Annotated in this window: 21 protein-coding genes; 10 read left to right on the top strand and 11 right to left on the bottom strand. The window is 59.3% G+C overall.

All coding sequences use genetic code 11. The features are described 5' to 3' along the window. Positions 1-4 precede the first annotated feature (4 nt). Positions 5-1,357, bottom strand: coding sequence for a murein hydrolase activator EnvC (envC, locus tag L1P05_RS16635; protein WP_012850256.1), 1,353 nt, complete (start codon positions 1,355-1,357; stop codon positions 5-7). Between the two features lie 9 nt (positions 1,358-1,366). Further along, a complete protein-coding gene (gene gpmM, locus L1P05_RS16630; protein WP_012850255.1) occupies positions 1,367-2,911 on the bottom strand; it encodes a 2,3-bisphosphoglycerate-independent phosphoglycerate mutase in 1,545 nt (514 codons plus the stop codon). A 385-nt stretch (positions 2,912-3,296) separates the two neighbouring features. Between gpmM and L1P05_RS16625 the strand changes: the two genes are divergently transcribed. The 5 genes from L1P05_RS16625 (at position 3,297) to cysE (ending at position 6,646) form a co-directional block, all read left to right on the top strand. Beyond that, positions 3,297-3,728 (top strand): rhodanese-like domain-containing protein, encoded by a 432-nt coding sequence (locus L1P05_RS16625; RefSeq protein WP_015462555.1) that lies wholly within the window; start codon positions 3,297-3,299, stop codon positions 3,726-3,728. A 24-nt stretch (positions 3,729-3,752) separates the two neighbouring features. Further along, positions 3,753-4,001, top strand: coding sequence for a glutaredoxin 3 (gene grxC / locus L1P05_RS16620; protein ID WP_012850253.1), 249 nt, complete (start codon positions 3,753-3,755; stop codon positions 3,999-4,001). Positions 4,002-4,057: 56 nt separating this feature from the next. Continuing rightward, positions 4,058-4,519, top strand: coding sequence for a protein-export chaperone SecB (gene secB / locus L1P05_RS16615; RefSeq protein ID WP_012850252.1), 462 nt, complete (start codon positions 4,058-4,060; stop codon positions 4,517-4,519). Next, positions 4,519-5,535, top strand: coding sequence for an NAD(P)H-dependent glycerol-3-phosphate dehydrogenase (gpsA, locus tag L1P05_RS16610; protein WP_012850251.1), 1,017 nt, complete (start codon positions 4,519-4,521; stop codon positions 5,533-5,535). Before secB ends, gpsA begins: the two co-directional genes overlap by 1 nt. 289 nt (positions 5,536-5,824) lie before the next feature. Continuing rightward, positions 5,825-6,646 carry a serine O-acetyltransferase gene (cysE, locus tag L1P05_RS16605; RefSeq protein WP_012850250.1) on the top strand — a complete coding sequence of 274 codons (822 nt, stop codon included), beginning with the start codon at positions 5,825-5,827 and terminating at the stop codon, positions 6,644-6,646. Between the two features lie 59 nt (positions 6,647-6,705). Here cysE and trmL read toward each other — a convergent pair whose 3' ends face one another. The 3 genes from trmL to cpxR are packed head-to-tail and all read right to left on the bottom strand — an operon-like array spanning position 6,706 to position 9,302. After that, positions 6,706-7,176: a tRNA (uridine(34)/cytosine(34)/5-carboxymethylaminomethyluridine(34)-2'-O)-methyltransferase TrmL gene (trmL, locus tag L1P05_RS16600; protein ID WP_012850249.1), complete on the bottom strand. Its 471-nt coding sequence runs from the start codon at positions 7,174-7,176 to the stop codon at positions 6,706-6,708. A gap of 42 nt (positions 7,177-7,218) precedes the next feature. Continuing rightward, complete coding sequence (gene cpxA / locus L1P05_RS16595) at positions 7,219-8,607, bottom strand: envelope stress sensor histidine kinase CpxA (RefSeq protein ID WP_012850248.1); 1,389 nt, start codon at positions 8,605-8,607, stop codon at positions 7,219-7,221. Then, entirely contained in the window at positions 8,604-9,302 is a 699-nt protein-coding gene (cpxR, locus tag L1P05_RS16590) for an envelope stress response regulator transcription factor CpxR (RefSeq protein ID WP_012850247.1), read from the bottom strand. Before cpxR ends, cpxA begins: the two co-directional genes overlap by 4 nt. 149 nt (positions 9,303-9,451) lie before the next feature. Between cpxR and cpxP the strand changes: the two genes are divergently transcribed. The 3 genes from cpxP to pfkA all read left to right on the top strand — a co-directional run bounded on the left by cpxP (position 9,452) and on the right by pfkA (position 12,228). Then, positions 9,452-9,931, top strand: coding sequence for a cell-envelope stress modulator CpxP (gene cpxP / locus L1P05_RS16585; RefSeq protein WP_012850246.1), 480 nt, complete (start codon positions 9,452-9,454; stop codon positions 9,929-9,931). Positions 9,932-10,064: 133 nt separating this feature from the next. Further along, positions 10,065-10,967, top strand: coding sequence for a CDF family cation-efflux transporter FieF (fieF, locus tag L1P05_RS16580; RefSeq protein WP_012850245.1), 903 nt, complete (start codon positions 10,065-10,067; stop codon positions 10,965-10,967). 298 nt (positions 10,968-11,265) lie between these two features. Beyond that, positions 11,266-12,228, top strand: coding sequence for a 6-phosphofructokinase (gene pfkA, locus L1P05_RS16575; RefSeq protein ID WP_012850244.1), 963 nt, complete (start codon positions 11,266-11,268; stop codon positions 12,226-12,228). A 132-nt stretch (positions 12,229-12,360) separates the two neighbouring features. Here pfkA and tpiA read toward each other — a convergent pair whose 3' ends face one another. Both tpiA and L1P05_RS16565 read right to left on the bottom strand, forming a co-directional pair. After that, positions 12,361-13,125, bottom strand: coding sequence for a triose-phosphate isomerase (tpiA, locus tag L1P05_RS16570; RefSeq protein ID WP_012850243.1), 765 nt, complete (start codon positions 13,123-13,125; stop codon positions 12,361-12,363). A 125-nt stretch (positions 13,126-13,250) separates the two neighbouring features. Further along, positions 13,251-13,880: a DUF1454 family protein gene (locus L1P05_RS16565; RefSeq protein WP_012850242.1), complete on the bottom strand. Its 630-nt coding sequence runs from the start codon at positions 13,878-13,880 to the stop codon at positions 13,251-13,253. Between the two features lie 161 nt (positions 13,881-14,041). Between L1P05_RS16565 and L1P05_RS16560 the strand changes: the two genes are divergently transcribed. Beyond that, on the top strand, positions 14,042-14,473 hold the full coding sequence (locus L1P05_RS16560; RefSeq protein ID WP_012850241.1) for a DUF805 domain-containing protein: 432 nt from the start codon (positions 14,042-14,044) through the stop codon (positions 14,471-14,473). Between the two features lie 40 nt (positions 14,474-14,513). Here L1P05_RS16560 and fpr read toward each other — a convergent pair whose 3' ends face one another. Together fpr and L1P05_RS16550 are read right to left on the bottom strand one after the other, a co-directional pair. Beyond that, positions 14,514-15,260, bottom strand: coding sequence for a ferredoxin--NADP(+) reductase (gene fpr, locus L1P05_RS16555; protein WP_012850240.1), 747 nt, complete (start codon positions 15,258-15,260; stop codon positions 14,514-14,516). A 7-nt stretch (positions 15,261-15,267) separates the two neighbouring features. Then, positions 15,268-15,888, bottom strand: a complete 621-nt coding sequence (locus tag L1P05_RS16550) for a helix-turn-helix transcriptional regulator (protein WP_012850239.1) — start codon at positions 15,886-15,888, stop codon at positions 15,268-15,270. 306 nt (positions 15,889-16,194) lie between these two features. Here L1P05_RS16550 and emrD point away from each other — a divergent pair, with 306 nt between their 5' ends. Next, positions 16,195-17,379, top strand: coding sequence for a multidrug efflux MFS transporter EmrD (emrD, locus tag L1P05_RS16545; RefSeq protein WP_012850238.1), 1,185 nt, complete (start codon positions 16,195-16,197; stop codon positions 17,377-17,379). Between the two features lie 72 nt (positions 17,380-17,451). Here emrD and glpX read toward each other — a convergent pair whose 3' ends face one another. Together glpX and glpK are read right to left on the bottom strand one after the other, a co-directional pair. Continuing rightward, positions 17,452-18,462 carry a class II fructose-bisphosphatase gene (gene glpX / locus L1P05_RS16540; RefSeq protein ID WP_012850237.1) on the bottom strand — a complete coding sequence of 337 codons (1,011 nt, stop codon included), beginning with the start codon at positions 18,460-18,462 and terminating at the stop codon, positions 17,452-17,454. Between the two features lie 160 nt (positions 18,463-18,622). Beyond that, positions 18,623-20,131 carry a glycerol kinase GlpK gene (gene glpK / locus L1P05_RS16535; protein ID WP_012850236.1) on the bottom strand — a complete coding sequence of 503 codons (1,509 nt, stop codon included), beginning with the start codon at positions 20,129-20,131 and terminating at the stop codon, positions 18,623-18,625. Positions 20,132-20,185 lie beyond the last annotated feature (54 nt).

The following is a 20,185-nucleotide window of genomic DNA, read 5'->3' as shown; positions in this document are numbered from 1 at the left end:
AGCGTTAGCGCCCCAGCCACGGCCGCGGGTTCACCGCCTGCCCCTGACGACGAATTTCGAAGTACAGGGCCGACTGCCCCTGACCGCCGCTGTCACCGACCAGCGCAATCGGCTGACCGGCTTTGACCTGTGCGCCGACGTTAACTAAGGCGCTCTGGTTATAGCCATATAGGCTCATATCGCCCTTGCCGTGTTCAACGACCACCACCAGTCCATACCCCTGGAGCCAGTCGGCCAGCAGGACGCGGCCGTCGGCGATGGCGCGGACTTCGCTGCCCTCCGGCGCGGCAATGACCATGCCTTTCCAGCGCAGTTCGCCCTGCAGTGGCTCGCCGAAGCCATGGATAGTGCGTCCCCGTACCGGCCAGATCGCCTGACCTGCCGGACGCCCTAGGCCGCCGGTTCTGGCCAGCAGCGCACGCTCGTTTTCGCTGGGTTTATAGGTGGTGCCTTTTTTCTTGGCCTGGGCTTCTTTTGCTTTCATTTCGGCCCGAACGCGGGCGGCTTCACGCGCTTCGCGTTCGGCGCGGGCGCGGGCCTCACGTTCGGCGCGGGCTATCTTGTCACGCAGGCGGGTTTCATTTTGGCGCAGCTCACCGAGCTGCTGTTGATCCTTGGCCAGTGAGCTCTCTAGCGCCGTCAGCGTTTTTTGGCGGCTGGCGCGCGCCTGCTGTAGCAGCTGCTGAGCCTGTTGCTGAGTTGCCAGGACCTCTTTTTGCTTGGCTTTCGCGCTCTCTAGCTCACGCTTTTGCTGGCTGAGGTCGGTACGGGTCTCCTGCAGCGCGGCGATATTCTGCTGTCGGGCGATGTTCAGATAGCCGAAATAGGACAGCAGTCGCTCGCTGCGCTGGCTCTCTTCACCGTTGAGCAGAACCTGCATTCCGGTGTGGCGGCCGAGACGAAACGCCATATCCAGCTGCTGTGCTAATAGCTTACTCTGACCATTCTCTTTGCTTTGCAGTTTGCGGATAGAGGCGCTGAGCGCGGTGACCCGCTGCTCGAGCAGAGAGAGTTCAGCCTGGGTATCGTGCAGCGCTCTGCCGGCCTGGGCTATTTGTTTTTCTTGGGCTTTTAACTGATCTTGCAGGGATGCGCGCTGCTGCTGCTGCTGCTTAACGCTTTTCTCTTTCTCAGCGATGTCCTGCTGGATAGACTGCAGCTGCTGCTTGTTGCTGTCTGCGCTAAATGCGGCGCAGGGGAAAAGGCTGATGCCGGCGAACAGTGCGCCGGCACAGAAGATGGGCAGCAGGGGCGAGGCGCCGCGGAACGCGTGCGTCGCCGGAGCGACGCACGGGGTACTCCCGACGGATGGCGCTGAGCCTGCGCTGGGCATGTGAAACAGATCTTTTCCCCTCATGGGGATCGATTATTTCACGATGAACAGCGGCTTGCCAGTCATCTCTTGTGGGACATCCATCCCCATCAGGGCCAGCATGGTCGGAGCGATGTCGGACAGTTTCCCGCCCTCGACAGCGCTGGCCTGCTTACCGATGTAGATCAGCGGTACCGGCAGGTTAGTGTGCGCCGTATACGGCTGACCGCTCTCCTGATCGCGCATCATCTCCGCGTTACCGTGGTCGGCGGTGATCAGCAGCTGACCATCGGCCTTCTGCACGGCGTCAACGACCTGACCCATGCAGGCGTCCAGCGCCTCGACGGCCTTGATCGCCGCGTCGTAAACGCCGGTGTGGCCAACCATGTCGCCGTTCGGATAGTTACAGATGATGGTGTCATACTTGCCGCTGCCGATGGCGGAGACCAGCTTTTCGGTCAGCTCGGCCGAACTCATCTCCGGCTGCAGATCGTAGGTCGCCACTTTCGGTGAGTTGATCAGGATGCGATCTTCACCGTTGAACGGATCTTCTACGCCACCGTTATAGAAGAAGGTGACGTGAGCGTATTTTTCGGTTTCGGAGATGCGCAGCTGAGTTTTATTGTGCTTCATCAACCACTCACCCAGGGTATTGCTCAGCGAAGCCGGCGGGTAGGCGCATTCGGTCTTGATGTCGGCGGCATACTCGGTCAGCATGACAAAGCTGCCCAGCTTAACGATTTTGCGGCGGGCGAAGCCGTCGAAGTCAGCGTTAACGAATGCGCGGGTGATCTGGCGTGCGCGGTCAGCGCGGAAGTTCATGAAAATCAGCGCGTCGCCATCCTGCATCGCGGCGTCGGCCTGGCCTGCGGCGCGAATTACGGTCGGCTTAACAAACTCGTCGTTTTCACCGCGGGCGTAGGCGGCCTGCAGCCCATCAATGGCGTTATCGGCGTGGAATTCACCCTTGGCGTCGGTCAACAGATCGTAGGCCAGCTCGACGCGATCCCAACGGTTGTCGCGATCCATGGCGTAGTAACGACCGATCAGTGAGGCGATGCGCCCTTTACCGATTGCGGCGAAATGGTCAGTGAATCGTTTCAGTGTTGATTCCGCACTACGCGGTGGGGTGTCGCGACCATCGAGGAAAGCGTGCAGATAGATGGCCTCTGCGCCGCGCTGGGCTGCCAGATCAACCATCGCCAGGATATGGTCTTCGTGACTGTGTACGCCGCCAGGGGACATCAGGCCCATGATGTGCACGGCCTTACCGGCGGCAACGGCATCATCTACGGCGCGGGTCAGCGCGGCATTGTTGTAGAAGTCGCCCTCTTTGATCTCTTTGTCCAGACGGGTCAGATCCTGGTATACGATGCGCCCGGCGCCCAGGTTGACGTGACCGACTTCGGAGTTGCCCATCTGACCATCCGGCAGGCCGACATCCAGACCGGATGCGGAGATCAGCGTATGCGGATATTCAGCCCACAGGCGATTCATCACCGGACGCTTAGCGTTGAGAATTGCGTTGTCCTGCTGATCTTCACGGTAACCATAGCCGTCAAGGATCACCAGAACCATCGGTTTTTTGGCGTTCGACATTGCAACAACCTCATATGTTGATAAGTTCAAGAATGAATAGCCGTGCACACGCGGTGTGGACTACGCCAGCGCTGTCCCGTTGGCGCTGGCGGCAGGCGCAGTGCGGAAAGTGGCGGGACACAACCCCATATACACGGCTATTCCGTCGTGAATTAGCGTAATTTTACTACAATCTATGACGGATTGGCTGCAGAAAGATCAAGGGAAGCCCTTTTGTGTCCCGTCCCGTCGCGGGTGAGGCGATAGCCTGGGGTAAATTTTCGCGCCAGACCGCAGTTTCAGCGCCCAGCGCTCGGTAATCGGCTGTATTTGGAGCGAGGCAAAGGTATACTCTGATCCTTTGATTTAGCCCTTAACCGATCGGGAGTAGTAACCCCCCATGCAAATGCAAGAGATTATGCAATTCGTCACTGCCCACCCCGTGCTGAGCGTGGCGTGGATTGTGCTGTTTGTGGCGGTTGTCGTCATGACCCTTAAAAGCCGTTTCTCTAAAGTAAAAGAGGTGAGCCGCGGCCAGGCGACCCATCTGATCAATAAAGAAGACGCCGTTGTCGTCGACACCCGGACGCGTGAAGAGTACCGCAAAGGGCATATCGCCAACGCCGTAAACCTGACGCCGAGCGAGCTGAAGAGCGGTAGCCTCGGTGAGCTGGATAAGCATAAGTCGCAGCCGGTGATCGTCGTGTGCGCTAACGGTATGACCTCCCGTCAGTCCGGTGAGCATCTGGTGAACGCCGGGTTTGCGCAGGTATATTCTCTGAAAGACGGTATCGCCGGCTGGCAGGGTGATAATCTGCCCTTAGCTCGCGGTAAATAAGCGGATATTGACTGAGGAGTCATCATGGCCAACGTTGAAATTTATACCAAAGCGACCTGCCCATTTTGCCTGCGCGCCAAGGCGCTGCTGACGGCCAAGGGCGTTGGGTTTGATGAGATCGCTATCGATACAAACCCGGAAAAGCGCGAGGAGATGATCGCGCGCAGCGGCCGTACCACCGTACCGCAGATTTTTATCGATGGGCGTCATATTGGTGGCTGTGATGACCTGCACGCGCTGGATGCCCGCGGTGAGCTTGACCCGCTGCTGTAAACCGGCATTGATGTTTGATAGGGATTACCCCATTACCTAAAGATTAGGAACCAACCATGTCTGAACAAAATAACACTGAAATGTCCTTCCAGATCCAGCGTATCTACACGAAGGATATCTCCTTTGAAGCGCCGAACTCACCGGCCGTTTTCCAGAAAGAGTGGCAGCCGGAGGTTAAACTGGATTTGGATACGGCATCCAACCAGCTGGCTGATGGGGTGTTTGAAGTGGTTCTGCGCGTGACGGTCACCGCAACCATGGGTGAAGAAACGGCGTTTCTGTGTGAAGTCCAGCAGGCCGGTATCTTTACCATCGCCGGCATTGAAGGTACTCAGATGGCTCACTGCCTGGGTGCCTACTGCCCGAATATCCTGTTCCCGTACGCTCGTGAATGCATCACGAACCTGGTTGCTCGCGGTACCTTCCCGCAGCTGAACCTGGCACCGGTTAACTTTGACGCGCTGTTCATGAGCTATCTGCAGCAGCAGGCCGGCGAAGAGCCGACTCAGGAAGCGTAATGACAACGCCTGTCGCTTCCATGGCCGTTATCGGCGCTGGCTCTTACGGCACCGCATTGGCCATTACGCTGGCCCGTAACGGGCACCCGGTGGTGCTGTGGGGGCACGATCCTGCGCACATCGCTGCGCTGGAGGCCGCGCGCTGTAATCAGGCCTTTTTGCCGGACGTCCGTTTCCCTGACACGCTGTCGCTGGAGACGGATTTATCCCGGGCGCTGTCGGCCAGCCGCGATGTCCTCGTGGTTGTGCCGAGCCACGTGTTTGGTGACGTATTGCGTCAGCTGCGCCCCCACCTGCGGCCAGATGCGCGACTGGTATGGGCAACCAAGGGACTGGAGGCGGAGACCGGGCGTTTATTGCAGGACGTAGCGCGTGAAGCGCTGGGGCCGGATATTCCGCTGGCGGTGATCTCCGGGCCGACCTTTGCCAAAGAGCTGGCGGCGGGACTGCCGACGGCGATCGCCGTGGCCTCTCAGGACGCGGCGTTTGCCGAGGCGCTACAGCAGCTGCTGCACTGTGGCAAGAGCTTCCGCGTCTATCGCAACCCGGATTTCATCGGCGTACAGCTGGGCGGTGCGGTCAAAAACGTTATCGCTATCGGCGCCGGGATGTCGGACGGCATCGGCTTTGGCGCCAATGCCCGTACGGCCCTGATCACCCGCGGTCTTGCTGAAATGAGTCGGCTAGGGGTGGCTCTTGGCGCCGATCCGGCGACCTTTATGGGCATGGCTGGGCTGGGTGATCTGGTGCTGACCTGTACCGACAATCAGTCGCGCAACCGCCGCTTTGGCATCATGCTGGGGCAGGGGATGGGCGTCAATGAGGCCCAGGCGCAGATAGGTCAGGTGGTCGAGGGTTACCGTAACACCAAAGAGGTGATGTCGCTGGCGCAGCGCTATGGCGTGGAGATGCCGATCACCGAGCAGATCTATCAGGTGCTGTATTGCCAGAAAGACGTTCGTGAGGCGGCGCTCTCGCTGCTGGGGCGCGCTAGCCGGGACGAAAACGCTCGTTGATACGTTGGTGGGTATCTGCCGGGTCGGCGGATACCCGCTCTTTATCCTCAGGGTGTGAGTCTCTCGGGATAATCATCACTCTCCCCTTGACCGGGCGCTGCCGCGTCTGATTAATTACATCACTTATCGTCAGATTTTCTCCACTCTCTCTTTACCCCGGCTGCGTGACTCTCCCGGCAGCGTCGCTATTTCGGCTGCGACAGGCCCGTGCGTCTGACGTGACGGAGGGAGTGCAGAGGATCTGCTATTCGCATCGGCCGCCGCCTACTACGAGGATGGGAGCAACATCATGTCGACAGAAGAATTGGAAATCATCTGGCAAAACATTAAAACAGAGGCTCGGGGACTGGCGGAGTGCGAGCCGATGCTGGCCAGTTTTTTCCATGCCACCTTGCTGAAGCATGAAAACCTGTCCGGCGCACTGAGCTATATTTTGGCCAATAAATTGGCCGATCCGATTATGCCGGCCATCGCCATCCGTGAAGTGGCCGAAGAGGCCTATCGCGCCGATCCCCGCATGGTGGACTATGCCGCGCGCGATATCCTGGCGGTTCGCCAGCGCGATCCGGCGGTAGATAAGTATTCGACGCCGCTGCTGTACCTCAAAGGGTTTCATGCGCTGCAGGCCTATCGCATCGGGCATTGGCTATGGCGTCAGGAGCGGCGTGCCCTGGCGATTTATCTGCAGAATCAGATCTCGGTGGCCTTTGGCGTCGATATTCATCCGGCGGCGCGCATTGGCTGTGGGATCATGCTCGATCATGCCACCGGGATTGTGATCGGTGAAACGGCGGTCGTGGAGAATGATGTCTCTATCCTGCAGTCGGTCACGCTGGGCGGTACCGGGAAAGAGTGCGGCGATCGCCATCCTAAGATCCGCGAAGGGGTGATGATCGGTGCGGGCGCTAAAATTCTGGGTAATATCGAGGTGGGGCGCGGAGCCAAGATCGGCGCAGGCTCCGTGGTGCTGCACCCGGTACCCGACCACACGACGGTGGCGGGCGTTCCGGCGCGGATTGTCGGCCGCCCAGAGAGCGATAAGCCGTCCATGGACATGGATCAGCGCTTTAACGGCAACAGTCATGATTTTGCGGACGGCAGCGGTATTTAACTGCCGATGGCACCCTGATTGCGCCCGCGGGGGACGTCTATGACGTCCCCCGCGCGTTATTATCGCAGTAGGGCTCCGGGATAGCCCAGCTGACGCCAGGCCTCATACACGACGACGGAAACCGCGTTAGACAGGTTCATGCTGCGGCTACTGGCCAGCATGGGGATGCGGATTTTCTGCGCCGCCGGCAGGCTGTCGAGGATCGTGGACGGCAGGCCGCGGGTCTCCGGGCCAAAGAGCAGGTAGTCGCCGTCGCGATAGGTCACCTCGCTGTGGGCCGGGGTTCCCTTGGTCGTCAGAGCAAACAGCCGCGTCGGCTTTTCACCGTCGAGGAAGGCCGAATAGTCATGGTGACGGCGAATGCTGGCGAACTCATGATAGTCCAGCCCGGCGCGCCGCAGGCGCTTGTCGTCCCAGGTAAAGCCCAGGGGCTCTATCAGGTGCAGGTGAAAGCCGGTATTGGCACACAGTCGGATGATGTTGCCGGTGTTGGGTGGAATTTCAGGTTCGAAGAGTACGATATTCAGCATTTGCGCCCCCAGATGTCAGGGGGCGCAGTATAGCGCAGCGCGTCAGGCTTTGCCCGTGCCGCTGCGCGTGGAGAGCGGTAGCCACAGCGTCAGGCGTAGACCGCCCAGCGGGCTGTCCTCAGCCCGTACCCAGCCATGGTGCTGTTCCACCACCGTAGAGACGATCGCCAATCCCAGCCCGGTGCCGCCGGATTCGCGATCGCGCGCCTCATCGGTGCGATAGAACGGGCGGAAGATCTGTTCACGATCCTGGGGGGCGACGCCTGGACCGTCATCGTCTACGTGGATGGTGATCCCGTGTCCATCACAGCTGAAGTGGATAGCGATATGGTGGTTGGAGTAGCGCAGGGCGTTGCGTACGATATTCTCGAACGCGCTGTCCAGCGCCGAGTGGCTGCCAAACAGTGGCCATGGTCCGGGTGGGGCGGTTACCTCCAGCTTTTTGCCGCGCTGTTCGGCTTCGAAGCTGGCGTTATCCAATACATCAGACCACAGCTCATCTGCCCGTAGGGGCTCCCGCTCCAGCTCGGTTTTATGCTGGTTGCGCGACAGCGCCAGCAGATCGTTGATCATGCTGTCCAGCCGCAGAGCCTCGGTTTCAATACGCGCCAGCTCGCTGTACTCGCCGTGGCGCCGCCGCATCAGTGCCGTGGCCAGCTGTAGCCGGGTTAACGGCGTACGCAGCTCGTGAGAGATATCGGAGATCAGACGCTGCTGCGCCTTCACCATCCCCTCCAGGGCGCTGACCATCTGGTTGAAGCTGACCCCGGTGGCTAAAAACTCCTGTGGTCCCGACTCCAGCTCAGGGTGCTGACGCAGGTTTCCGCTGGCGACCTCGTCCGCCGCCATTTTCAGCTTACGCGCCGGGCTGGCCAGGCTCCACGCCAGCCACAGCAGCAGCGGTGAACTGATCAGCATGGTGACGAGCAACAGCAGCAGCGGGCGATCGAATAGCAGGTTTACAAAGTCGGACTGCGGGCTGTTAGCGGGCCGGATCAGATACAGCTGATAGTTGTCCTCGCCGTCGCGGATCGGAAAGGGGCCAAGGATCTCTAGGCGCCCATACTTTTTCTTCTTAGGGTGATCGGCATTGTCGGACTGGCCGATAAAGTTACGCACGATTTGCATTTCGTTGCGCTGGGCCCCGATCACCCGTCCTTCACTGGTCACCAGCAGCAGACGCTGCCCCGGAGGAGACCATTTATCGATGGCGCGAAAGAGGCGCCGCCACCACAGCAGATCGTTGGGGGGGTCGACGGCCAGCTCGGCTTCTACGTGCTGCTCCAGCATGACGCCCTGGCGCCGCTCACTGTCCAGCAGACTGGTTATCTGGCGTGAGTCGAGCTTGGGCAGCATCAGTACTACCATGAGTACCAGCGCCAGCGTCAGCCAAAAAATGGCAAAAATACGCGCCGTCAGGCTATTGATCATGAAACGGATACCATCAGATAGCCGCGCCCGCGCAGCGTTTTAAACCACGGCTGGCCATCCTGGCGCTCCGGCAGTTTGCGGCGGAGGTTAGAGATATGCATGTCGATAGCGCGATCGAAGGGGGTCAGACGCTTACCCAAGACCTCCTGGCTAAGATGTTCGCGCGATACCACCTGCCCCAGATGCTGCGCCAGCAGGTACAGCAGCGTGAATTCAGTACCGGTGAGCTCCAGGGGCTGGCCGTCAAAGCTGGCCTCTTGGCGACCGGGGTTCAGCTGCAGGCGATCGACCTGTAGGATCGGCGCACCGCTATCGCTGTTTTGCTGCTGCTCATTCCAGTTAGAGCGGCGCAGGATAGCCCGGATACGGGCAACCAGCTCGCGATCATTGAAGGGTTTCGGCAGGTAGTCGTCTGCCCCCAGCTCCAGCCCCAGCACCCTGTCGAGCTCGCTGCCGCGGGCGGTGAGCATAATGACCGGCGTCTGATGGTGTTGACGCAGCTCTTTAAGGGTGTCGATACCGTTTTTCTTCGGCATCATGACATCCAGCAGCAGCAGATCGATGCTGGCGTCCAGCATTGCCAATGCCTGCTCACCATCGTGAGCGACGATAACCTCAAATCCTTCAAGATCAAGAAGTTCTTGCAGAAGCGACGTCAGTTCGCGATCGTCATCAACCAGTAATATCTTATTCATTGGGTGTTACCTCCTGACGCAAAATACGATATCAAATGCCGCTAATCCATGACTTTACTTAGTTTTACATCCCCTGACGCATGTTTTCAGCTGTATGGGTAGACTGCACTCATCGATTCAATGAGCGGGCCGGTACCTAGGAGTGAGAGATGCATAAAACTGCAACCCTGACCATGGCCGCTTTGCTTATGATGACCTCCGTCGCCGTATACGCCGATGAAGGGGAGCCAGTATGTCGCTGGCATCAGGGCAACGACATGATGCAACAGAGTATGGATCATAACTACATGTTTGATGGTGTGAACCTTACTGAGCAGCAGCGTCAGCAGATGCGGGATTTGATGCAGACTACGCGCCACGGTTTTTCGAGCGTAAAGCTGCATGATATCGAAGCTATGCATCACCTGGTGACGGCAGAAAAATTTGATGAGGCCGCGGTGAAAGCCTTGGCTGAGAAGATGGCGCAGGAGAGCGTGATCCGCCAAGTCGAGATGGCTCGGATCCGTAATATGATGTTTAACCTCCTTACGCCGGATCAGAAGTCCCAGTTAAACGCACGCTATCAGCAGAAAATTGCCGGTTGGCAGCAGCAGATAGCGTACATGCAGAATACTTCTGCCCAGAAGTAGTGTACGACCGAGTAGCACCCTGTTTTTCCTTGCCATAGACACCATCCCTGTCTTCCCCGCCATGATGGCGGGGCTTTTTTTTGTCCGTAATTCGCTATACTGGGCGGCTGATTAAGCAACCTTTGGGTGAACTATGCATCAGCAATATGCACGATTGGTGAAGGTGGCCGCGCTGAGCGCGACGGCAACTGCCACTATCTTGCTGATTTTAAAAATTTTAGCCTGGTGGCATACCGGGTCAGTCAGCCTGCTAGCGTCGCTGGTGGACTCGCTGGTCGATATCGCGGCCTCGTTGACCAACCTGCTGGTGATCCGCTACGCCCTGCAGCCAGCGGATAAGGATCATACCTTTGGCCACGGCAAGGCCGAGTCGCTGGCCGCGCTGGCGCAGAGTATGTTTATCTGTGGTTCGGCCCTGTTTCTGTTCTTGACCGGTTTCCAGCACCTGCTCAAGCCGGAGCCGATGAACGATCCCGGCGCCGGGATTTGGGTTACGGCGTTTGCGCTGGTGTGCACGCTGGCGCTGGTGACCTTTCAGCGCTGGGTGGTACGCAGGACCCAGAGTCAAGCGGTACGCGCCGACATGCTGCATTACCAATCCGACGTGTTGATGAACGGGGCTATTCTGGTCTCTCTGGGATTGAGCTGGTACGGCGTGGCCAGAGCTGACGCGCTGTTTGCGCTGGGGATTGGGGTCTATATCCTCTACAGCGCCCTGCGTATGGGGTACGATGCGGTGCAGTCTCTGCTCGATCGGGCCCTGAGCCCCGAGGAGCGACATCTGATCGTCCGCATTGTCCGCGAGCACCGCGGCGTCTTGGGCGTACACGATCTGCGTACCCGCCAGTCCGGCCCGACCCGTTTTATTCAGTTACATCTAGAGATGGACGATACGCTGCCGTTGGTGGATGCTCATGCTATCGCCGACGGCGTTGAGCACGATCTCCTGCAGCACTTTCCCGCCGCGGACGTGATTATTCATCAGGATCCGACCTCGGTGGTTCCCGCTGAACAAAAAGGGCTGTGGGAGAGCTAAAAAAATACCAGTTTGTGAGCCGGATTACAGCGCGGCTATTTTTTTCGCGCAGTAAAATATTTACCATGTAGTGGGCTGACCTGAATCAATTCAGCTTGATTACTTTGCTATAATATTACACAGTAATTAAATTGAGTGTTCATTTTCTGTACCAACAGGCGGAGTCCACGGCCAGCGGCGTTGGCGGTGGGCAAGCGTGGGGTGTCACGTCGACCGTCGCCGTTCCCGACGGCCGAGGCCAGGGCTGTACGCGCCAAGCCATTCCTAAGAAATAGTATCCACAAGCTCAGAGGTAGTCATGATCAAAAAAATCGGTGTTTTGACCAGTGGCGGTGACGCGCCGGGCATGAACGCGGCCATCCGCGGCGTCGTGCGTGCGGCCTTGTCCAAAGGGTTAGACGTTTACGGCATCCATGATGGCTACCTCGGTCTGTATGAAGGACGCATTGAGCAACTGGACCGCTACAGCGTCTCCGACGTGATCAACCGCGGCGGTACTTTCCTTGGCTCAGCCCGTTTCCCGGAGTTTCGCGACGAGAAAGTGCGTGAAAAGGCCGTAGAGAACATGCGTGAGTTTGGCCTGGATGCGCTGGTGGTGATCGGCGGTGACGGTTCCTATTTGGGCGCTAAGCGCTTGACTGAGATGGGGTTCCCCTGCATTGGCCTGCCGGGAACTATCGATAACGATGTGGCCGGCACCGATTACACCATCGGGTATTTTACGGCGCTGGAAACCGTTGTAGAGGCCATTGACCGTCTGCGCGATACCTCCTCTTCACACCAGCGTATCTCCATCGTCGAGGTGATGGGGCGTTACTGTGGCGACCTGACGCTGGCGGCGGCGATCGCCGGCGGCTGCGAATATATCGTGCTGCCGGAGGTGGAGTTCAAGCGCGAAGAGCTGGTCGAAGAGATTAAGGCCGGCATCACTAAAGGCAAGAAACACGCTATCGTTGCCATCACCGAGCATATCTGTGATGTGGATGAGCTGGCCAAGTTTATCGAGCAGGAGACCGGTCGTGAAACTCGCTCGACCGTACTGGGACATATCCAGCGCGGCGGTGCGCCGGTGGCCTATGACCGCATCCTCGCGTCGCGCATGGGCGCCTACTCCATTGAGCTGCTGCTGCAGGGATACGGCGGCCGCTGCGTGGGGATCCAGAACGAAAAGCTGGTGCACCACGACATCATCGATGCGGTTGAAAATATGAAGCGTCCGTTTAAGGGCGATTGGCTGGATACGGCCAAGATACTGTTCTAACGGTGTGGGATCGGCCATAGCTTTATCGGGCCCCGCGTGCGGGGCTTTTTTATGCGCCGCGTTCGGGCGACGCATAAAAAAAACGGCTCCCCTGATCGGGAGCCGTTGCGTTCGGCGCTGGCAGCGCGGCGCTTAGGCTTTAGCGGCAGCGGCGGCGCGTACGATGGTGGCGAATGCGTCGGCCTTCAGAGAGGCCCCGCCGACCAGTGCACCGTCGATGTCCGGCTGCTTGAACAGATCGGCCGCATTGGCTGCGTTGACTGAGCCGCCGTACTGGATGATGACTTCCTGTGCGGCTTCAGCGTCGTGCTTGGCAACGTGATCGCGGATAAATTTGTGTACCGCCTGAGCCTGTTCCGGAGTGGCAGACTTACCGGTACCGATGGCCCATATCGGTTCATAGGCGATAACGGCGCCTTTAAACACCTGAGCACCCATGGTTTTCAGTACGGCATCCAGCTGGCGGGCGCAGACTTCTTCCGTTTTACCGGCTTCGTTTTCAGCTTCCGTCTCACCGATGCACAGCACCGGGATCAGACCGGCTTCTTTCAGCGCGGCAAATTTCTCTGCGATGAACGCGTCGCCTTCTTTGTGGTAGGTACGGCGCTCTGAGTGGCCAATGATGATGTATTTGGCACCGATGTCTTTCAGCATCGCGGCGGAGATTTCACCGGTGAATGCGCCGGAGGCATTGATACCGACGTCCTGGGCACCGAGGGCGATACGGCTACCGGCCAGTTCATGGGCGGCCATATCCAGATAGACTGCCGGCGGGGCGATGGCGACATCGCAGTTTGCTACGTCGCTCAGTTCACCGCGCAGGGCGGCAACCAGTTCGTGAACCATGTGGCGGCTACCGTTCAGTTTCCAGTTACCCATAACTAATGGTTGACGCATTTTCTTTCCTCCAATTGGGAAACACATAATCGAAATCAACTCGCCTTGTCGGCATATTCTGTCTGACAGTATAAAAATCTTGGGCGCCAGACACTTTGTTTTCCATCATCAAATGGCTAGGGACCTCAGGATCCTGCATCCTCTGATAGTGAAAGCTTAATCGGTTCAACAGCGAAAGTAATGCCTTTTTCACCGCTATCAGATACCACATAGCGTAAAGAACCATCCTGCTGGCTGTAATAGGGCTGGCTGCGGCCGCGGCTCAGGAGCTCCGCGACTTTTTCCAGGCTCTGCTGCGGGGAGAGGGTCGGGGAGAAGCTTTGCATCAGGGCGGCCATGTAGCGGATAGCCAGCTGGCGATCGGGCGTTTCAGCACCGTTGCGGGCGCCCCGTTTCCCTTTGCCCCGCTCTCCGTCCTCGCTGGGGAGATAGGTTATCTGCAGACTTTTGATTTTACCGGTGCCTTTCTCCAAAACGACGGAGGAGTAAACGGCGGCATTAATCCGCGTCGCAGCCCGGGTCAGCGGGAGGTTTTCATCTCGGACGCTGATGGCGCGGTACTCTTCCAGCGGCAGCGATGGAAACGCCTGATTATAGTGAGCGCGGAAGTTGACCAAGGTGAGATCGAACGTCGGTGCGCCGGGGCGCAGATAGGGCGCGGGCTGAGGCGCCTCGCCGCTGGCCTGCGACGGTGCGGCGAAGGCTGCCGGCTGACAGGCCAGTAAGAACAGGGATAATAGCGTGATCCGTGACATGATTCTGATCCGGTATACAGCGGGATGGCGATCCGATAGATGATTAAAGCGTTTTCTGACGTCGGTTGTCAAAAAGGCGCGTAAAAATTCCGCGATGCGGCGCCGGGATCGAGTACACTGCGCCGCTCTGTTGACTGAACCGAACGACAAAAGGATGAGTGATGGGCCTACAACAGTGGTGTTTTTCTCTGCGCGGTCGCCTGGGTCGTCAGGCGTTCTGGATTTGGATGGGCGTTTGGGCGCTGCTGCTGCTGGCGCTGTTCTCTCTGGCCGGTGCGGCGCTGATCCCGCTACAGGCCGCGGCGTTTCTATTGGTTCTCTCGCTGTGGCCCACGGCCGCGGTATGGGTCAAGCGTCTGCACGATCGCAATAAGTCGGGATGGTGGGCGCTGCTGGCGGTGGTCGCGTGGATACTGGCCGCCGGGAACTGGGAGATCTTAGGGGGGCTGTGGACATGGGCGCTGGGGCGATTTTTGCCGCTGCTGATCTACATCATGCTGCTGCTGGACTGCGGTGTTTTCGTGGGTACGGCGGGCGATAACCGCTATGGGCCGCCGCCGCCGGCGCTGAACTGGCGCCGCATCGGAGCGTAAGCCGGAGGGACGACGCCGGACAGGTCCGGCGTCAGATGTATCACCAGTAGTGTTCGCTGGTGATCTGGCCCGGCTTGCGGCGCAGGTGCTTACGCATCGCGCGGGTCTCTTTCAGCAGCTGCTGCGTATCTCGTACCATCTGTGGGTTCCCACACAGCATGACGTGGCTCTCCTCTGCGCTGATCGGCAGGCCAACGGCCGCCTCCAGCGCGCCGCTGGCAATCAGATCGGGGATACGCCCCTGTAAGGTGCCGGGCGCCGCCTCGCGGCTGACGACGGCCTGAATGCGCAGCTTACCGCCGTAGCGCTGCGCCAGCTGCTGCATCTGCGGCAGGTAGCTGAGATCGGCAGCGTGGCGGACGGCGTGTACCAGCACCAGATGGTTAAAGCGAGCCAGGTCGCGCCCCTCTTCCAGCATGGACAGATAGGGCCCGAGCGCGGTGCCGGTGGCCAGCATCCACAGCGTCCCGCAGTCCGGAACCTCATCCAGCACAAAAAAGCCGTTGGCTTCATCGCTGACCAGCAGGGTATCGCCCGGCCGTAGCGCCGCCAGGCGCGGGCTGAGCAGCCCGTCCGGTACCGTGACCAGATAGAACTCTAGCGTATCGCTGCTCGGCGGATTGACGAAGGAGTAGGCCCGCTGAACGCGTTCGCCGCCGATATCCATACCCAGTTTGCCAAATTGCCCGGCCTGAAACGGCTTGATGGGCGCCCGCAACTGAATGCTGAACAGTTTATCGGTCCAGTGCTGAACCTGTGTGATGGTGCCCGTTACCCATTCGGCCATACGTGAATCACTCCCGGGATGTTATGCGGTAGGCGCAGCGGCGTGAGTCACTGATGATGTGCTCCACGCGCTCAACGTGATACTTCGAGCCCAGCAGGCGGTTGAGCAGCCGCAGCTCGGAGTGACACAGCTTACCGCAGGTATTGGCGGCGACGCCAATCGGACAGTGGTTTTCAATCAGTACCACCGCATTATTTTCGAATTCGACCTCTGCCATATAGCCATCGTCCTGGCGCAGGCGCGCCAGCGCGTGAAAGCGCGCCTCACCTTCGGGATGCAGCGCCAGCTCGCTGACGTAGCGGGCATACAGGGCATCTTCTCGGATCTCGATCAGCTGCTCAACGCCCTGGCTGCCGAACAGCTTTTGCGTCCCTTCCAGCAGCGTGCGCGACAGATCGCGGTGGCGATCGGGGAATTGGGCATGGCCTTTATTGGTCAGTGACCAGAAGCGAGTGGGGCGTCCTACCTTGGTGCGGGACTCTTCGTAGCACACCAGTTCGCGCTGTTCGAGCTGCTGTAAATGCTGACGCACGCCCATAGTGGTAATGGCAATGCGTTCGGCCAGCATTTTTGCCGACTGTGGTCCGAGGCTTTTTAGCTGTAGCAGAATCAATTCAGGTGTCTTCATGGCACAGATCCTTGTGGTAAGCGAGACATTAGTGAACGATTCAGTTTAATAATTTATAAAACGTCGTTAAATGATAAATATTCTTTATTTTTAAATCGGTCGCAGAATGCCCTGCGAGTTGTCACATTTACTTTACGCCTGCGGCGATAACATCTGACAACAAAAATCAGGACAAAGAGCGAGCAGCTGAACATGTTTTAGCTTTATCTGTTAGATTATGCGCCCGAATATGGTCATTGATTCCACACATATGGCCTGGTAATGGTTTATCGTTCTGGTTAATAATGCGTTGGTAAACGTAACATAATGAGAAAGCTAGAAAATTTTCACCTGCTGGTCATGTTGATCCTGTTGGTTGCCGTCGGCCAGATGGCACAGACGATTTATGTTCCTTCCATCCCGGATATGGGACGCGATCTGGGCGTGCGCAGCGGCGCGATACAAAGCGTGATGGCGGCATATTTGCTGACCTATGGCGCCTCGCAGCTGATCTATGGTCCGCTCTCCGATCGCATCGGCCGTCGGCCGGTGATCCTGGCCGGGATGGGCATCTTTATGCTGGGCGCGCTGCTGGCGCTGCTGGCACCCAGCCTGCACGTGCTGGTGATGGCGGCAGCGCTGCAGGGGATGGGGACCGGCGTTGCCGGGGTGATGGCCCGTACCATGCCGCGCGATCTGTACAACGGCACTGCGCTGCGTTACGCCAATAGCCTGTTGAATATGGGGATTCTGGTCAGCCCGCTGCTGGCACCGGTGATCGGTGGCCTGCTGGACGCCTTTATCAGCTGGCGCGCCTGCTATGCGTTTCTGCTGCTGCTGTGCGCCGGGGTGGCCTACAGCATGTTCCGCTGGCTGCCGGAGACTCGACCGGCCGCGGCGGGCCATAGCAACCTGTTTAGCAGCTACCGTCAGCTGCTGAGCCACGGCAACTTTGTCTGCTATCTGGTGATGCTGATCGGCGGACTGGCGGGGGTCGCGGTGTTTGAGGCCTGCTCCGGCGTTCTGCTGGGCGGCGTGCTGCACTTAAGCGGTATCGTGGTCAGCATTCTGTTTATTCTGCCGATCCCGGCGGCATTCTTTGGCGCGTGGTACGCCGGGCGCCCGGGCAAACCCTTTGCTACCCTGATGTGGCATGCGGTGCTGAGCTGTCTGTTGGCTGGGGTGCTGATGTGGATGCCGAGCTGGTTCGGCATCATCAACATCTGGACGCTGATCGTACCGGCGGCGCTGTTCTTTTTTGGCGCCGGCATGCTGTTTCCGCTGGCGACGACCGGTGCCATGGAGCCGTTCCCGCTGTTGGCCGGAGCCGCCGGCGCGCTGGTGGGCGGACTGCAGAACGTCGGATCTGGCGCGATGGCCTGGTTTTCAGCCCTGCTGCCGCAGAACGGGCAGTTTAGCCTGGGGATGCTGATGAGTGCGATGGCGGTCATGATTTTGCTGTGCTGGCTGCCGATTGCACACAAGGTGCGTCAGCAGGGACAGATCATGTAATCCGCCGGATGTTGGGCTGAGATAAAACGGCGTGCCGAATGGCACGCCGTTTTTCGTTGGTCGCCCGCGCCGTTACAGAATGATATCGCGGATCTGGGCGTCTTTGCGCTCCAGATAGTGGGTCGAGCGGATACGGCGAATGGTGCGGGACTTACCGCGGATCAGCAGGGTTTCGGTGGTGGCGACGTTGCCCTTACGATAGATGCCCTCCAGCAGGTCACCCTTGGTGATCCCGGTGGCGGAGAAGATCACGTTATCGTTGCGCGCCATGTCGCCGAGGGCCAGCACCTCACCGGCGCAGATCCCCATCTGCTCACAGCGCTGCAGCTCCTGTTCGCCCAGACGGCGGTTCTCCGGCGTATCGCCCTTCACCTGGTGGCGGGCCAGCAGACGGCCCTGCATGTCGCCGTCCAGCGCGCGGATCACCGCGGCGGAGACGACCCCTTCCGGCGCTCCGCCGATGCCATACATGACGTCCACTTCGCTTTCCGGCATGCAGGTCAGGATCGAGGCCGCGACGTCGCCGTCGGGAATGGCAAAGACGCGTACGCCCAACGCCTGCATTGCGGCGATGTTAGCGTCATGACGCGGCTTAGCCAGGGTGATCACCGTCAGTTGGGACAGCGGCTTGCCCAGGCGGTCGGCGATGTTGCGCAGGTTGGTCTCCAGCGGCAGATTGAGATCGACGCAGCCTTTGGCCTGAGGGCCGACGACCAGCTTCTCCATGTACATATCCGGCGCATGCAGGAAGGTTCCTTTATCGCCGACGGCCATCACCGCCAGCGCGTTGGCCTGGCCCATGGCGGTCATGCGGGTTCCCTCAATCGGGTCGACGGCGATGTCGACCTGATCGCCCTGGCCGCTGCCGACGCGCTCACCAATGTACAGCATCGGTGCCTCGTCGATCTCCCCCTCGCCGATGACGATCTCCCCGTCGATATCGACCTGATTGAGCATGATGCGCATGGCGTTGACCGCGGCGCCGTCTGCCGCATTTTTGTCGCCGCGCCCTAACCACTTATATCCGGCCAGTGCCGCTGCTTCGGTGACGCGAGAGAACTCGATGGCTAATTCACGTTTCATGATGGTCCTGCAGTGATGAGATAGATAAGCAATAAGATGACGGGGGGCGATTCTAACACAGGCGCAGTGAAACGTTTGCGTCGGAAAAACGCCGTAACCTTGACCAAAAATAAAAAAGGGGGCGATTCATTCGCCCCCGCCGTCGGCCTACCGCCGGTTATCAGTCGTGATCTTCCCAGGCCTGCGCGCGCGCCACCGCTTTCTTCCAGCCGCTGTAGCGATAGTTGCGCTCGACGGTTTCAATGCCAGGGCGGAACTCACGCTCAATGCTGGCCTTGCTGCTCAGCTCCTCCAGATCGCTCCAGTAGCCGACGGCCAGACCGGCCAGATAGGCCGCGCCGAGCGCCGTGACCTCCAGGACCGCCGGGCGTTCAACCCGCGTCCCGAGGATGTCTGACTGGAACTGCATCAGGAAGTTGTTAGCGACCGCGCCGCCGTCGACGCGCAGGGACTGCAGACGGGTATTGGCGTCGGCCTGCATGGCATCCAGTACGTCGCGGGTCTGGTAGGCGATGGACTCCAGGGTCGCGCGGATGATGTGGTTATTGTTGACGCCGCGGGTCAGGCCAAAGATGGCGCCGCGGGCATAGGGGTCCCAGTAAGGGGCGCCCAGGCCGGTAAAGGCCGGCACCACGTAGACGCCATTGCTGTCTTTTACCTTGGTAGCAAAGTACTCGGAGTCCGCCGCATCGTTGATGAGCTTCAGCTCGTCGCGCAGCCACTGAATCGAGGCGCCGCCGATGAAGACCGCCCCCTCCAGTGCGTAGTTCACCTCGCCGCGCGGACCACAGGCGATGGTGGTCAGCAGGCCGTGCTGTGACGGTACCGCCTCTTTACCGGTGTTCATCAGCAGGAAGCAGCCGGTGCCGTAGGTGTTCTTCGCCATCCCCGGCTGCACACACAGTTGGCCAAACAGCGCCGCCTGCTGGTCACCGGCGATACCGGCGATAGGGATACGGGTTCCACCCTTGCCGCCGATGTTGGTTTTTCCATAGATTTCGGAAGAGGCGCGTACCTGCGGCAGCATTGCGCGCGGGATATCCAGCACCTCCAGCATGCGCTCATCCCAGTCCAGCGTGTGGATGTTGAACAGCATGGTGCGAGAGGCGTTGGTGTAGTCGGTGACGTGTACCCGCCCTTGGGTCATCTTCCATACCAGCCAGGTATCGACGGTGCCGAACAGCAGTTCGCCGCGCTGGGCGCGTTCGCGGGCGCCGTCGACATGGTCCAGGATCCACTTCACCTTGGTGCCGGAGAAGTAGGGGTCGACCACCAGGCCGGTGTTGTGGCGGATGTACTCCTCCAGTCCGTCGCGCTTGAGCTTTTCACAGATATCGGCGGTACGACGGCACTGCCAGACGATGGCGTTGTAGACCGGTTTACCGGTCTCTTTTTCCCAGACGATAGTGGTTTCACGCTGGTTGGTGATGCCGATGGCGGCAATCTGATCGGATTCGATATCGGCTTTGGCCATCGCCTCCGTGAGGGTAGAGCTCTGGGTCGCCCAGATCTCCATCGGGTCGTGCTCCACCCAGCCGGCCTTGGGGTAAATCTGTTCGAACTCGCGCTGGGAGGCGCTGATGATATTGGCATCGTGGTCGAGGATCACGGCGCGGGAGCTGGTGGTGCCCTGGTCAAGAGCGACAATGTATTTTTGTTCGGTTGTCATGATCGTTGTCCTGGTTGGGTGTTCGGTGTACGGAGTTCGCTCAAATGCCGGGGA

Source organism: Edwardsiella piscicida (genome assembly GCF_021733145.1).
Classification (GTDB): Bacteria; Pseudomonadota; Gammaproteobacteria; order Enterobacterales; family Enterobacteriaceae; genus Edwardsiella; species Edwardsiella piscicida.
The sequence above is the reverse complement of the archived record's forward strand: the minus strand, read 5'-3'. Positions and strand labels throughout refer to the sequence as shown.

Excerpts from the sequence above, each read along its gene's own strand:
- tpiA (WP_012850243.1), bottom strand. The coding sequence starts at position 13,125 with ATGCGTCAACCATTAGTTATGGGTAACTGGAAACTGAACGGTAGCCGC.
- glpK (WP_012850236.1), bottom strand. The coding sequence starts at position 20,131 with ATGACAACCGAACAAAAATACATTGTCGCTCTTGACCAGGGCACCACC.
- L1P05_RS16625 (WP_015462555.1), top strand. The coding sequence starts at position 3,297 with ATGCAAGAGATTATGCAATTCGTCACTGCCCACCCCGTGCTGAGCGTG.
- trmL (WP_012850249.1), bottom strand. The coding sequence starts at position 7,176 with ATGCTGAATATCGTACTCTTCGAACCTGAAATTCCACCCAACACCGGC.
- cpxP (WP_012850246.1), top strand. The coding sequence starts at position 9,452 with ATGCATAAAACTGCAACCCTGACCATGGCCGCTTTGCTTATGATGACC.
- glpX (WP_012850237.1), bottom strand. The coding sequence starts at position 18,462 with ATGAAACGTGAATTAGCCATCGAGTTCTCTCGCGTCACCGAAGCAGCG.
- fpr (WP_012850240.1), bottom strand. The coding sequence starts at position 15,260 with ATGGCCGAATGGGTAACGGGCACCATCACACAGGTTCAGCACTGGACC.
- secB (WP_012850252.1), top strand. The coding sequence starts at position 4,058 with ATGTCTGAACAAAATAACACTGAAATGTCCTTCCAGATCCAGCGTATC.
- cpxR (WP_012850247.1), bottom strand. The coding sequence starts at position 9,302 with ATGAATAAGATATTACTGGTTGATGACGATCGCGAACTGACGTCGCTT.
- cysE (WP_012850250.1), top strand. The coding sequence starts at position 5,825 with ATGTCGACAGAAGAATTGGAAATCATCTGGCAAAACATTAAAACAGAG.
- gpsA (WP_012850251.1), top strand. The coding sequence starts at position 4,519 with ATGACAACGCCTGTCGCTTCCATGGCCGTTATCGGCGCTGGCTCTTAC.
- L1P05_RS16560 (WP_012850241.1), top strand. The coding sequence starts at position 14,042 with ATGGGCCTACAACAGTGGTGTTTTTCTCTGCGCGGTCGCCTGGGTCGT.
- L1P05_RS16565 (WP_012850242.1), bottom strand. The coding sequence starts at position 13,880 with ATGTCACGGATCACGCTATTATCCCTGTTCTTACTGGCCTGTCAGCCG.
- fieF (WP_012850245.1), top strand. The coding sequence starts at position 10,065 with ATGCATCAGCAATATGCACGATTGGTGAAGGTGGCCGCGCTGAGCGCG.
- emrD (WP_012850238.1), top strand. The coding sequence starts at position 16,195 with ATGAGAAAGCTAGAAAATTTTCACCTGCTGGTCATGTTGATCCTGTTG.
- gpmM (WP_012850255.1), bottom strand. The coding sequence starts at position 2,911 with ATGTCGAACGCCAAAAAACCGATGGTTCTGGTGATCCTTGACGGCTAT.
- grxC (WP_012850253.1), top strand. The coding sequence starts at position 3,753 with ATGGCCAACGTTGAAATTTATACCAAAGCGACCTGCCCATTTTGCCTG.
- envC (WP_012850256.1), bottom strand. The coding sequence starts at position 1,357 with ATGAGGGGAAAAGATCTGTTTCACATGCCCAGCGCAGGCTCAGCGCCA.
- L1P05_RS16550 (WP_012850239.1), bottom strand. The coding sequence starts at position 15,888 with ATGAAGACACCTGAATTGATTCTGCTACAGCTAAAAAGCCTCGGACCA.
- cpxA (WP_012850248.1), bottom strand. The coding sequence starts at position 8,607 with ATGATCAATAGCCTGACGGCGCGTATTTTTGCCATTTTTTGGCTGACG.
- pfkA (WP_012850244.1), top strand. The coding sequence starts at position 11,266 with ATGATCAAAAAAATCGGTGTTTTGACCAGTGGCGGTGACGCGCCGGGC.